We start from the raw sequence: 12,287 nt of genomic DNA, 5'->3' as shown, positions 1-12,287 counted from the left end.
GAGCGAATGGTTTGAGCTACATTGTGGTTAGCCTGCCCTTAACTCGCCAACGCTGAAGGACCACATCTATGACCGGTCTCGCCACCACACCTCAGGCGAGCGCATCAGCCCAGATCGGTCAGAAGACCTCGAAGGGCCTGCGCGCGAAGCGGGCTATCGGCCTCGTCGCCGCGATCATCGTGCTCGTCCTCGTGGTCTTGGCCTCGCTGGCCATCGGTACGAGAGACATGCCGCTCTCAGAGGTTCTCGACGCATTCTTCAACCCCAGCGGCTCCGATGATCAGCTCGTCGTCCTGGAGTTGCGACTGCCCAGAACGCTGCTCGGGATCCTTGTGGGCATGGGGCTCGGTCTCGCCGGCGGACTGATCCAGGCGCTGACACGCAACCCGCTGGCCGATCCGGGAATCCTCGGAGTCAATGCCGGAGCCTCGTTCGCCGTCACGATCGGCATCGGCTTCTTCGGTGTCACCTCGATCAACGGATACATCTGGTTCGCCTTCGTGGGAGCGCTGCTGGCCACCACCGGCGTGTACATCATCGGGTCCTCCGGCCGGAACCGTTCCGTCGATCCGATCCGTCTGACCTTGGCAGGTGTTGCCGTCGCGGCCGTGCTGGCCGGTCTGACGAAGGGCATCCTGCTCACCAACGAACGGGCCTTCGACGCCTTCCGCTCCTGGGATGTGGGAGCGATCGCCGGACGCGGGTTCGACACGATCACCGCGGTTGCGCCGTTCATCATCATCGGCATCGTGCTCGCGCTGTTCCTCTCCCACTCACTCAACGCTGTGGCCCTCGGTGACGATCTGGCTGCCAGCCTCGGCACCTCGGTCAACCGCACCAGGGTGTTCTCGATCCTCGCCGTCACCCTGTTGGCCGGCGGAGCCACCGCTGCGGCCGGCCCGATCGGGTTCATCGGACTGATGATCCCGCACATCGCCCGGTGGATCGTCGGGCCCGACCAACGGTGGATCCTGAGCTATTCGGTCATCCTCTCGCCGATCCTCCTCCTCGTCTCCGACGTTCTCGGTCGCATCGTGATGAAACCGGGTGAGCTGCAGGTCGGAGTCGTCACCGCGTTCGTGGGAGCGCCCGTGCTCATCGCCCTCGTCCGTCGAAAGAAGGCAAGCGGCCTGTGAAATCAACGAATACCTCCGCGCCGTCCGCGGAGCTGGTTCCCCGGAAGGGCTCTGTGGCCGGGGAGAAGATCGATTTCGGTCGCCCCATGGTGCGCGTCTTCGGTCATCGCATCGATGTCCGGGTCGTCGCCACCGCGGGCATCGTCATGCTCCTCGCGTTGGCCTGCGGCTTCGCCGGTCTGCTGCTCGGCAAGTTCTCGCTGACTCCGATCGAGGTCTTCCAGGGACTGTTCGGACAGGCTGAGAAGCGCATCGTCAATACCGTCGTCGGGGAGTGGCGGGCACCGCGAGTCCTTGCCGGCATCGTGCTCGGGGCGGGGCTCGGTGTCTCCGGTGCCGTGTTCCAGTCGCTGACCCGCAACCCTCTGGGCAGCCCCGACATCATCGGCTTCTCCACCGGCGCGTACACCGGCGGCATCGTCACCATCATCTTCTTCGGGACGAGCTTCGTCTCCACCGCCTTCGGTGCGATCGTCGGGGGCATCCTCACCGCGGCCCTGGTCTATGTGCTGACCTGGAAGGGCGGAGTCCAGGGCTTCCGACTCATTATCGTCGGCATCGCCCTGACCGCCATGCTCAATGCCTTCAACACGTGGCTGATCATGCGTGCGGACCTCGACCTTGCGATGGCCGCCGCCACTTGGGGTGCCGGCTCACTCAACGGAATGGGTTGGTCGACGATCCTGCCAGCGGCGATCGGCACCATCCTCCTCGGCCTCGGCTGCGGTCTGTTCGCCCGGGATCTCGGAACACTCGAACTCGGCGACGACACCGCGAAGGCACTTGGTGCGCGCAACGAACCGGTCCGTGCCGTGCTCATCCTCGTCGCCGTCGCCCTCGTCGCCGTGGTCACCGCGGCGGCAGGACCGATCGCATTCGTGGCGCTGGCAGCGCCGCAGATCGGACGTCGGATTGCCAAGGCACAGGGCACGAGCATGCTCAGCGCGGCCGCCGTCGGCGCGCTTCTGCTGGTGGCCGCCGACCTCATCGCCCAGCATGCTTTGGGCGACATCCAACTTCCCGTCGGTGTCGTCACCGTCTGCATCGGCGGAATCTACTTGATCTGGCTCCTCATCCAAGAAGCTCGGAAGGCACAATGAGCATCATCACCGAACCCTCACAGGCACCGTTGGTCGCGCAGGATCTGGATCTCGCCTACGACAATCGGCAGATCGTCAGCGACCTCAATGTCGCTATCCCGGAGAGGAAGTTCACCGTCATCGTCGGGCCCAACGCCTGCGGCAAGTCGACTCTGCTGCGTGCACTGGCGCGTCTGCTTCCCCCGGCCAAGGGCGCGGTGCTGCTCGATGGCAGCAACATCGCGAAATTGAAGACGAAGCAGATCGCTCGTCGCCTGGGTCTGCTGCCGCAGAGCTCGATCGCTCCCGAGGGCATCACCGTCGGCGAACTCGTCTCTCGCGGCAGGCATCCGCACCAGTCGTTCCTCAAGCAGTGGACCGATGCCGATGAGACCGCGGTGCTGGCAGCGCTGCGGGCGACGAACACGGAGATCCTGTCCTCCCGCCTCGTCGATGAGCTCTCCGGCGGACAGCGTCAGCGCGTCTGGGTGGCCATGGTGCTGGCGCAGGAGACTCCGCTGCTGCTACTCGACGAACCGACGACCTTCCTCGACGTGGCCTTCCAGATCGAGCTGCTCGACTTGTTCTCCCAGCTCAACAACGAACACGGTCACACACTCGTCGCGGTCCTCCACGATCTCAACCAGGCGTGCCGCTACGCCGACGAGATCATCGCGATGAAGAACGGTGCCGTCGTCGCTCAGGGTGCGCCTTCCCAGATCGTCACCTCGGAGCTCGTGCATGAGGTCTTCGGAATCGAATGCACCGTCATCGATGATCCGGTCACCGGGGCGCCGATGATCGTGGCGGGCAAGCCGAAGAAGACCTTCGCCGAACGAGATGCGTCCACCAGGCTCTGAGTTTGTCGAGGAACCCTCACACGGCCGGGCTCCCATCACCACCCGACTGACAAAGGAATAGCAGATGAAGCGCATCTCGATCACCGTGTCCGCCATTGCCGCCTCCGCCCTCCTGCTCGCCGGATGCTCTGGCGCGGAATCGGCCGCCGATGAGTCCTCGGAAGCCCCCATCACCGTTAAAACCGGTCAGGGCGAGGTCGAGGTTCCGGCGAACCCTGAACGGATCGTTGCTCTGCAATCTGCGGCAGCCGACGTGGCGGCGGCGCTTGGGAAGGCACCGAGCGCTGTGGCCGGTTCGACCATGGCCGGTGAGGACGGACGCTATCCCTGGCAGCAGAATATCGACGCCGAGACGGTCGATATCACGCTCGTCGGGGAAGAGGACTTCACCGTCGACGTGGAGAAGATCGCTGCACTCGAGCCCGACCTCATCTTCGCAGCACCCTGGAACGTCACCGATAAGAAGGTGTACGAACAGCTCTCGGAGATCGCACCGGTGGTGACACCGGACTCGGAGGCAGCCAATCCCGACTGGGACTCCACAGTGAAGACAGTGGGTTCGGCGCTTGGTCTTGATGACGAAGCCGAGGATCTCATCAGTTCGACAGAGTCAGAACTCGGCGAGGAAGGCAAAGAACTCGGCGTCCAGGGCAAGACGTATCAGCTGATCTCTCCGCAGCGGGGTTCGATCTTCTTCGGCAAGGCGAAACCGCTCGAACTCTACGGACTCGAACCGGGCAAGCATCAGAGCGAAGACGAGGTCAACAGCTACGAACTTTCGTTCGAGAAGATGAGCGAACTCGATGCCGACTACCTGCTGATCTGGCCCTTGGACGATCAGGGCAAGAAACAAGTCGAAGAGAATCCGGCATATGACTCCCTGCCATCGGTGAAGAACGGAAACGCGGAATTCGTCGACACGGAGTTCGACTCGGCGCTCAACGGTGCGAGTCCGGCCAGTCTGACCTGGCTGAATGAGCAGGGCGGGATGAAGGAGATCTTGGGAAAGTAGGATCGCGGTCGCCCAGAGTCGCCGGTCTTGTGGTCAGGCCTCTGCGGTCCTGTGCTTGCCGCCCTTGAACAGCTTCGTGAAGGCGATGGCAATGCCGGCGACGATCGCTCCCCAGATGGCCCCGAGGATGAGTGAGAAGAAGGTGTTGACCAGCCAGGCGAGGAATCCTCCCACGCCTGCAACCGCGGCCAGGGGTTCCTCGAGGTGGTGGACGAAGCCGTAGAGCGCGTGCCAGCCGAGCTCGTCAGTGCCGACGAGGATGATGTGGCCGCCGACCCAGAGCATCGCGAAGGTGCCGACGACGGACAGGCCGGCCAGCAGCTTCGGCATAGCTTGGACGAGGAAACGGCCGAACTTCTGGGGTCCCGGTGCGACCCTCTGTGCCATGTGCAGGCCGATGTCATCCATCTTCACGATGAGTGCGACGACTCCATAGACGCCGATGGTGATGGCCAGAGCGACGATGACGAGGATGATGGCCCGGGGCAGGAGCGCTTCACTGGTCACCTCGTTGAGGGCGATGACCATGATCTCGCAGCTGAGCACGAAGTCGGTGGTGATGGCGGAGCGGACGATCTTCTTCTCGGCGTCTCCGTCGTCGGACTTCCCGTGCTTCGATTCCTTCTTCGGTTCCTGGTGGTGTTCGATCCAGCCGAACTTCTCGAAGATCTTCTCCGCGCCTTCGAAGCACAGGTAGGTGCCGCCGACCATCAGCAGGGGCGTCAGCAGCCAGGGCACGAACTGGCTGAGCAGAAGGATGATCGGCAGGATGATGACGATCTTGTTGACCAGCGAGCCCAGGGCGATGCGTTTGATGATCGGGAGTTCGCGGGCGGGGTTGACGCCCTCGACGAATTTCGGGGTCACTGCGGCATCGTCGACGACGACGCCGACGGTCTTCGCTCCTGCGCGTGAGGCACCCGCGGCGACGTCATCGAGGCTGGCTGCGGAGAGCTTGACCAGAGCCGCGACGTCGTCGAGGAGTGCGAAGAGGCCTCCGGCCATCTATCGTCGCCCGCCGCTGGTGTCGGGGCTTTCGGCAGCTTCGTCTCTGATGAGCACCCCGAGGTTGTTGTCTTCTGAGTCGTAGAGCTTGAGTTCTCTGCCGTCGGGTTCGACTCGACGCGCCTTCGTCACCCAGGTCACCATGTTGGGCGCTGCCATGAGCGTCGTGAGCGAGGGCTTCACAGTGGGGCCGTTCTCTTCATCAGTCCAAGTGGTGACGATCCGGTTGGCCCCGTCGCTGCCGGAGAGCGAGCCGTCTTCTTTGAACTCGAGGAATGCGCGTGCGTTCTGCTCGGCAACCCATTTTCCGATGACCGAATGTGTCATTTGTCTTCCTTCTCCAGTCCGCCGATGACTTTGCCTTGACCGTCCATGACCTTCATGACATTGCCTTCGATCGATGCGCTGGCTGCTTTGCTCAGCCAGGTGTCCACTCCGGCGCAGGCCTTCTGTGTGGACATGAACGATTCGATGGTCACTGTGTCGTCTTCGACCTTCCACGTCGTCGAGATCGCGTTGCACCCGTCCGAGCCTTTGAGCGAGCCGTCTTCGGCGAACGCGAGGAATGGGTCGCCAGCTTCGGGGGAGGTCCATTTTCCGGTGGGATCGAGGGCGCCGGCGTCATAGGTCGGGCTCTCGCTGGCAGCGGATTCGCTCGGGGACGAAGTGCTCGGTTGTCGGGGGTCGACCCCGGTGTCGCAGGCGGCGAGTGGAAGAGCACAGGCGAGGATCACCACGCCCAGGGCGAGTCGGGCGCCGCCCCGGGACACGGCTGAGGTTCTGAACAGAGTGTGGTTCGGCATGTCCCGATCATAACTGGGGCTCTTGGCCGTCGTCTGGACACAACGCTGAGAAGCCGATGAATCCGACTTCTGTAAGTTGTGTTCACGAGCAACATGCATTGTTCTTGCACCTCGTCGTGATCAAACCGTAATCTTTCAGAGGTTGAAAGACTGCGCCCGGTCGCCGGGTCAGACGATCGCAACAGAGAATCCGATCAAGGGAATCAAAGAGTATGCAGAAGAAGCTCGTTCAGAGTTCGCTGGCATTGAGCGCCGCAGCGGCGCTCGGCCTCGGCGGTGCGCTCACTGCGTCGCCAGCCATGGCCGACAACGGTCCGCAGAAGTTGGATGTCCAGAGCGAAACTCAGGTCCAGAAGGCCCTTGCCGACGTCGACGGCATCAACGCATATGGTGCCAAGGGCGGCAAGCTCAACCTCGGCGTCGAGAAGAAGACTTCCGAGATCAAAGATCTCGAGAAGAAGTACAAGAACATCAATGTCACCGAGGGCGTCAAAGAACTCAAGCGCTACGCCGAGAACGATGTCGTGGGCGGCGCCGGTTACCTCGCCGAAGTCGACGGGGGATCGGGAGCATGCTCGACCGGATTCTCCGGTTGGGACGGTGACGGCAACCCGGTCATCCTGACCGCTGGTCACTGCTCGAAGATCATCGAAGAGTCCGGTGAGATCACTGGTGATTCCACCGTCAGTGAGACCGAAGAGCCTAAGTCCGCGCCCGCCAACGGCGGAGAAGGCTTTAAGAAGTCCGGCAATGGAGTGCTCGGTGACTGGGGCTACCACAGTTACGGCAGCGGAGATCTGCTCGATGGAAGTGAGGACCCGTCGACTGCCAAGGCCAGCGACATCGACTTCGCCGTAATCAACGTCGACAAGTCGAAGTACAACGTCAAGAATGGCGTGACCGATTGGTCGAGCGCAGATTCGAACGACCTGTCGTCGAAGTTGGCCACTGACATCACCAAGGTCGGTGCACACAAAGACGGAAAGATCCAGAAGTCGGGCCGGACTACAGGACTGACTGAAGGGGATGTCTTCACCGAGTACAACGATCAATTTGACTACGCGAACGTCGGCGGATACTGGGTCCACGGCTTCGGCGTGACTTCTCCCGAAAGCAAGCCCTTCTCACAGCCGGGCGACTCCGGTGGCGCAGTCTTCCAGGGAGACACCGCAGTCGGCGTCATCTCCGGTGGCGGACCTCTGGACGACGGCAGCGATCGCCAGTTCGGCTGGGTTGCCGATCTCGATCACTCGCTCGAGGAGTCCGGTGTCGATTTCAGCCTCAAGGACCCTGCCGATGAGACCCCAGAGGCCCCGGACGCTCCCGAAGCCAAGGATCAGACGATCGAACCCAAGGGTGATGTGAAGGGCAAGGCCGCAGCCGGTGCCGAGGTCAAGGTCGAGTGGCACGCCGCCAAGGGGGCCCAGGCCGCCAAGGATGGTTCTGAAACGGTGAAGGCCGACAAGGACGGCAACTTCACTCTCGAGGGCCCCGAAGCCGAAGGCGACTACGACTACTCGGCGACCGCTGTCGTCGATGGGCAGGAATCCGATTCGACCGACTTCACCGTCACGGTGAAGGAAGACGAGACCGAGACTCCTGCTCCTGTAGAGCGCGAGATCAACGTTGACCCCAAGGAGATCGCTGCCTCTGACTTCGTGAAGGAAGACAAGGGCGTGACGGTCTCGGTCAAGGGCTTCGAAGAGGGCGAGAAGGTCACCCTCAAGGTTGCTTCCGGTCCTGAGAACGTCAAGGGCATCACCCTCGACGAGACCGCCAATGAGGAAGGCGTTGCTGCATTCTCCATCTACGGAACCAGCGACTCCGACCCCTCGGTCTACCTCGGCAAGTACGACGTCCAGGTCACCGGCGCCAACGACACGGACGATGAGAAGGCTCTGGCCGGATCGTTCAACGTCGTCGAGGACGAAGACGGAAACGGCGGCGGCAACGGCGGCGATGACGATGGCAACGGTGATGGCGGATCGGATCTGCCTCGCACCGGTGCTGAGCTGACCGGCCTCGCGGCTGGTGCAGGTCTCCTCGTTGTCGGTGGAACCGCGGTGTTCCTGACCCTGCGTCGAAACAAGAAGAACTGAATACGGCTCACAAGGTCGCGTCAGTGACCTGCTGAGTGCACAGCTGAGCGCCCCTGGTCTTCGGACCAGGGGCGTTCTGTATTGTCGGCGGCTCCCGGGGGCGGACTGCGGGTCGAGGGCATTCAGCAACGCCCTTTGTTTCGTTCATTTAGTTCACAGTTTTCGAGCCCATTTCTTGGTACTCGCTGACCGCAGGCCGTAACCTTATCGTGACTTAGGTCATCAAGTTGTGATATTTCAAGCTCCCGATAAGAGAGACGAACACATATGCAGAAGAAACTCGTGCAGAGTTCGCTGGCACTGACCGCCGCAGCGGCGCTCGGTCTCGGCAGTGCGTTTGTTGCTGCCCCTGCCATGGCCGACGCCGGGCCGCAGAAGCTCAACGTGCAGAGCGACGCTCAAATTCAGAATGTACTTTCCGGCGTCGAAGGCGTGAACGCCTACGGCGAGAAAAATGGAAAGCTGAATCTCGGTGTGGTCGAGAAGACGGCCGACATGGAAAAGCTTGAGAAGAAGTACGAGAACGTTAACTTCGTCGAAGGGATCAAGCAACTTGATCCTTACGCGGAGAACGATCTCGTAGGTGGTGCAGGGTACCTCGCAAACTCTCCCGCGGGGAGTGGCGCTTGTTCGACAGGTTTCTCTGGATGGAACTCGGCGGGTGATCCCGTGGTTCTGACCGCTGGACACTGCTCAAAGAATTACAATCCAGACACCGGCGTGATCTCCGGCGACACTACCGTCAACGAAACCGAGTTGCCTTCGACCGCTCCTGCCAATGATGGAGAAGGATTCGATCCATCGGGCAACGGCGTCATCGGCGAGTGGGGCTTCCACAGCTACGGAAGCGGGGATCTCCTCACCGGCAACGATCCGGATGCTTGGCCACAGCCGAAGGATTCGGACATCGACTTCGCTGTGATTAACGTTGACGATTCGAACTACGCTGTCAAGAATGGCGTGACCAACTGGGATTCCGCCAGCACAAACGACTTGGGTGCAGATCTTGCAACCGAAATCACCAAGGTCGGTGCGCATTCCGACGGCACTGTGAGTAAGTCCGGGCGCACCACGGGGCTGACCGAGGGTGAAGTCTTCACCAAGTACAACGACGCATTCGATTTCTCCAACATCGGTGGTTACTGGGTGCACGGCTTTGGTGTGCTCTCACCACAGTCGAAGCCGTTTTCGCAGCCGGGCGACTCAGGTGGTGCGGTATTCCAGGGTGAGACGGCGGTCGGAGTCATTTCCGGTGGTGGACCTTACGATGCGACTCAGCAGTTCGGCTGGGTAGCCGACCTTGACTACTCGCTGGAGCAGTCTGATGTCGACTTCTCGCTTGAGAAGCCGGACGAGGAGCCTCCGGGTGACGACGATCAGAACGCCGACGCCGCTGCTGAAGGTGACGACGCGAACGCTGATGACTCTGCCGATGGCAACGAAGCAGAAGCCGATGCAGATGCTGCCGCTGAAGGCGACAACGCTGATGCCGACGCCGCTGCTGAAGGTGACGACGCGAACGCAGATGCCGCCGATGACGCCAAGGGAGCAGAAGCTGACGCCGCTGCCGAGGGTGACGACGCGAACGCTGACGACTCTGCCGACGGCAAGGATGCGGAAGCCGATGCAGCTGCCGACGGCAAGGACGACGATGCTGACGGATCTGACGACGGTGACGAGCCGACCGCTCCAGATGCGCCCAAGGTCGGAGACCAGACTGTCGGCGAAGGCGGAAACATCACCGGCAAGGCTGCTCCCAATGCAGACGTGAAGCTGAGCTGGAAGGCCGCAGGCGATGCGCAGGCAGGCTCTGCAAAGGCACAGGCTGACGTCCCGGCAGCGGGCAATGTCACTGTCAAGGCTGACGGTGAAGGCAACTTCAAGGCTGAGGCTCCTGCCGAAGCCGGCGAGTACGCCTACACCGCCACTGCAACCGTCGACGGAGAAACCTCCGAGGCCACCAGCTTCGTGGTGACAGTCGAAGCCTCCGACGACGCTCCTGTTGAGCGCAAGCTGACCGTTGACCCGAAGGAGGTCACCGCCAGCGACTTCGTGAAGAAGGACAAGGGCGTGCAGATCAAGGCCGAAGGCTTCGAAGAGGGCGAGAAGGTCACCCTCAAGGTCACCTCGGGTCCTGACAACGTCGAAGGCATCACCCTCGACGAGACTGCCAACGAAGACGGCGTCGCCGGCTTCTCGATCTACGGCACCAGCGCCGCCGACCCGTCCGCTTACCTCGGTAAGTACGACGTCCAGGTCACCGGCGCCAACGACACCGCTGACGAAGAGGCCCTCAACGGCTCCTTCGAGGTCGTTTCCGATGAAGACGGAAACGGTGGCGGCGGTAACGATGGTGACGACGACGGCAATGGTGACGGCGGATCTGATCTGCCTCGCACCGGTGCTGAACTGACCGGCCTCGCGGCTGGTGCGGGACTCCTCCTCGTCGGTGGTGCCGCAGTGGTTCTGACCCTGCGTCGCAACAAGCAGAACTGAAGACAGCGTTGACGGTCACACAGTGACTGCCAACTGAGAGTTCACAGGAATGCCCCCGGTCTTCGGACCGGGGGCATTCTCTATGCGCGAGAACGGGCAGCGAACCGAGCTGCCGGCTGAATCCTGAGGAAGCCGACGGCAGTGCCGTGCTCCCACTCCTCACACAGAATCGCGTAAGCCACCGTGTCACGTGCATGACCGTCCGCAGTCGGCCAAGCACGACGATAATGCGCTTCCTTCGTCCACCCAGCACGTTCGAACATCGCCGTGTCATCCTGCAGATCTTCGAAGCGCAGATATCCGACCCTGCCCAGGACATCGTCATCGAGCCAATAGGCGGCAGTTTCGTCGCTGCAGAAGTCTCCCGCGTCGATGTGGTCTTCGATCTGGACACGCGTCCACGGCCCGGATCGCACATGGAACGGAAAGTCGTTGCTCGTGAAGAACTCGATGAGCGCTTCCCGGTCGGAGCCCTGCGGGTCGATGCGGTTCAGCGTTATGCTCATGCTTACAGACTAGAGGCACCTGCGGCGGCGACCGCGGGCGAAGCGGCAGAGGGGAGTCGTCAAGTGAGCATCGAAGACGATCCGTTCGACTATCAAGTGACGAAATCCGGTGTGCTCATAATCCGCCGAGGCGGACGAGCAGTGAGGAAAGAAGGCTGCCGCCCTGATTCCGAAGCTCGGACGAAGTGACGAGGCTGATCAGCAGGTGCTCGCGCGAGTCACCGGGAACTACCGCCGAGGCAATGAAAGGCAGACCCAGAGGCCGCACTGACTGTACGATCGTTCAGTACTTGGTAATGTGTCTCACATGAACCCATCGTCACAGAGCGAGTTCGCTCGAGCCACCGCCGTCGAACGCCGATCCGCGAACACCTACTCAGCAGAAATCGGCACCGGCTGGAGCGTTGCCGGAGCCGTCAACGGGGGATATCTCCTGGCTCTGGCAGGACGCACCCTGCGGGAAGCCAGCCCGAACACCCCCGATCCGCTCGTGGTCTCGATGTACTACCTCGGCCCCGGAGGAGAAGGCCCAGCGGACATCAGCACACGCACCATTCGTGAAGGCAGGTCCAGCGCCACCTTCGCGCTCGACCTCGCCCAAGCCGGCGCCCCGAAGATCACCGCACTGGCGACGATGGGCAACCTCGGCGGGCTTCCCGATGATGTGGCGACCACGGCCACGCCGCCTGACATGCCGTCTCCTGACTCATGCATCGATGTCGCCGAGGCGAGCGAGGAGTTCCTGGCGGTCGCGCCCCTGCTCGGACGATACGAGATGCGCCTGGACCCGGCCACCACCGGCTTCGCCGTGGGCAAGCCCAGCGGGCGCGGCCTGCTGCAGGGCTGGGTCCGCTTCGCCGATGGGACCGAACCCGACTCGCTGGCGCTTCTGGCGTTCCTCGACGCGTTCCCGCCGGTGATGTTCGACCTCGGGCGGTTCAACTGGGCGCCGACCATGGAACTGACTGCGCATGTTCGGGCGGTTCCGGCCCCCGGGTGGATCGGGGTGAAGGTCTCTACGCGCAATATCGCCGGCGGGATGTTCGAAGAGGACTGCGAGCTGTGGGACTCCGCAGGCCGGCTCGTCGCCCAGTCTCGACAGTTGGCCAGGCAGCCCCGTGACTGAGCTCGGACTCGTGCCCAACTTCGAAAACAGAGCATCGGCGGTCAGGTGAGACGTGCAATGACCCTCGGTGACGGGCGAAGACGGCCGATGGACACCGATGACGGCACCGGTGCCCGTGTCATCGGACCGGGCTAGAGTGGGAGGCACGAACCGGTCACCTGGAAA

Annotated in this window: 11 protein-coding genes; 8 read left to right on the top strand and 3 right to left on the bottom strand. The window is 62.3% G+C overall.

The features are described 5' to 3' along the window. Window positions 1-68: 68 nt before the first annotated feature. From ACH82I_RS03515 to ACH82I_RS03500, 4 genes are all read left to right on the top strand, one after another. Window positions 69-1,136 (top strand): iron chelate uptake ABC transporter family permease subunit, encoded by a 1,068-nt coding sequence (locus tag ACH82I_RS03515; RefSeq protein ID WP_413335510.1) that lies wholly within the window; start codon window positions 69-71, stop codon window positions 1,134-1,136. Window positions 1,137-1,222: 86 nt separating this feature from the next. Beyond that, window positions 1,223-2,236, top strand: coding sequence for a FecCD family ABC transporter permease (locus tag ACH82I_RS03510; protein ID WP_413336735.1), 1,014 nt, complete (start codon window positions 1,223-1,225; stop codon window positions 2,234-2,236). Further along, window positions 2,233-3,075 (top strand): ABC transporter ATP-binding protein, encoded by an 843-nt coding sequence (locus ACH82I_RS03505; RefSeq protein WP_230743711.1) that lies wholly within the window; start codon window positions 2,233-2,235, stop codon window positions 3,073-3,075. Before ACH82I_RS03510 ends, ACH82I_RS03505 begins: the two co-directional genes overlap by 4 nt. Window positions 3,076-3,139: 64 nt before the next feature. After that, on the top strand, window positions 3,140-4,087 hold the full coding sequence (locus tag ACH82I_RS03500) for an ABC transporter substrate-binding protein (protein WP_230743712.1): 948 nt from the start codon (window positions 3,140-3,142) through the stop codon (window positions 4,085-4,087). Between the two features lie 33 nt (window positions 4,088-4,120). Here ACH82I_RS03500 and ACH82I_RS03495 read toward each other — a convergent pair whose 3' ends face one another. From ACH82I_RS03495 to ACH82I_RS03485, 3 genes are read right to left on the bottom strand one after another with little or no spacing between them, the layout of a single operon-like run. After that, a complete protein-coding gene (locus ACH82I_RS03495) occupies window positions 4,121-5,092 on the bottom strand; it encodes a DUF808 domain-containing protein (protein WP_413335507.1) in 972 nt (323 codons plus the stop codon). Further along, complete coding sequence (locus tag ACH82I_RS03490) at window positions 5,093-5,419, bottom strand: META domain-containing protein (RefSeq protein WP_413335505.1); 327 nt, start codon at window positions 5,417-5,419, stop codon at window positions 5,093-5,095. Next, window positions 5,416-5,895 (bottom strand): META domain-containing protein, encoded by a 480-nt coding sequence (locus ACH82I_RS03485; RefSeq protein ID WP_230743715.1) that lies wholly within the window; start codon window positions 5,893-5,895, stop codon window positions 5,416-5,418. The genes ACH82I_RS03490 and ACH82I_RS03485 overlap by 4 nt, the downstream gene beginning before the upstream one ends. Window positions 5,896-6,107: 212 nt before the next feature. Between ACH82I_RS03485 and ACH82I_RS03480 the strand changes: the two genes are divergently transcribed. The 4 genes from ACH82I_RS03480 (at window position 6,108) to ACH82I_RS03465 (ending at window position 12,122) form a co-directional block, all read left to right on the top strand. Beyond that, window positions 6,108-7,994, top strand: coding sequence for an LPXTG cell wall anchor domain-containing protein (locus ACH82I_RS03480; protein ID WP_230743716.1), 1,887 nt, complete (start codon window positions 6,108-6,110; stop codon window positions 7,992-7,994). A gap of 267 nt (window positions 7,995-8,261) precedes the next feature. Then, the gene (locus ACH82I_RS03475; RefSeq protein WP_413335504.1) at window positions 8,262-10,490 is read left to right on the top strand and encodes a S1 family peptidase; all 2,229 of its coding nucleotides are present in this window, start codon (window positions 8,262-8,264) and stop codon (window positions 10,488-10,490) included. A gap of 227 nt (window positions 10,491-10,717) precedes the next feature. After that, the gene (locus tag ACH82I_RS03470) at window positions 10,718-11,185 is read left to right on the top strand and encodes a hypothetical protein (protein WP_413335502.1); all 468 of its coding nucleotides are present in this window, start codon (window positions 10,718-10,720) and stop codon (window positions 11,183-11,185) included. Between the two features lie 118 nt (window positions 11,186-11,303). Further along, the gene (locus ACH82I_RS03465) at window positions 11,304-12,122 is read left to right on the top strand and encodes a thioesterase family protein (RefSeq protein ID WP_413335501.1); all 819 of its coding nucleotides are present in this window, start codon (window positions 11,304-11,306) and stop codon (window positions 12,120-12,122) included. Window positions 12,123-12,287: the final 165 nt, after the last annotated feature.

This window comes from Brevibacterium sp. GP-SGM9 (assembly GCF_047300845.1).
Taxonomy (GTDB): domain Bacteria; phylum Actinomycetota; class Actinomycetes; order Actinomycetales; family Brevibacteriaceae; genus Brevibacterium.
The sequence above is the reverse complement of the archived record's forward strand: the minus strand, read 5'-3'. Positions and strand labels throughout refer to the sequence as shown.